At 62.5% G+C, this 506-nt stretch carries 1 protein-coding gene; it reads right to left on the bottom strand.

The genetic code is table 11. The features are described from left to right. On the bottom strand, nucleotides 1–506 hold a 506-nt coding region (locus tag HMPREF2734_RS07145; RefSeq protein ID WP_371440427.1), incomplete at both ends, for a biotin/lipoyl-containing protein.

The following is a 506-nucleotide window of genomic DNA, read 5'->3' as shown; positions in this document are numbered from 1 at the left end:
CGACCTCAACCTCGTCGCCGACTTCCTTCAGCCAGGTGGTGATGGTGCCTTCGGTGACGGACTCGCCGAGCTCCGGCATCTCAACCTTGGTGCCCTCACCAGAGGACTTCTTCGGAGCAGCCTTCTTCTCTTCCTTCGGCTCCTCAGCCGGCTCTTCGTCCTTCGCCTCTTCCTTGGCGTCGGCGGAGTCGTCGGACTTGTCGTCGCCGGCCGGGGTTTCGCCCTCGTCGCCAATAATCGCGATGACGTCGCCGATCTCGACGGTGTCGTCCTCCTCAGCCTTGATCTCCAGGATCACACCAGCGACAGGGGAGGGGATCTCGGTGTCGACCTTGTCAGTGGAGACCTCGAGCAGCGGCTCGTCGACCTCAACCTCGTCGCCGACTTCCTTCAGCCACGTAGTGATGGTGCCCTCAGTGACGGACTCACCGAGCTCCGGCATCTCAACATCGGTAGCGGAACCGGAAGCCTGCTTCGGAGCAGCCTTCTTCTCTTCCTTCGGCTCC

This window comes from Corynebacterium sp. HMSC055D05, assembly GCF_001810365.1.
In the GTDB taxonomy this organism is placed as follows: Bacteria; Actinomycetota; Actinomycetes; order Mycobacteriales; family Mycobacteriaceae; genus Corynebacterium; species Corynebacterium coyleae.
Note: the sequence above shows the minus strand (reverse complement) of the source record. Positions and strands in the feature narration are given on the sequence as shown.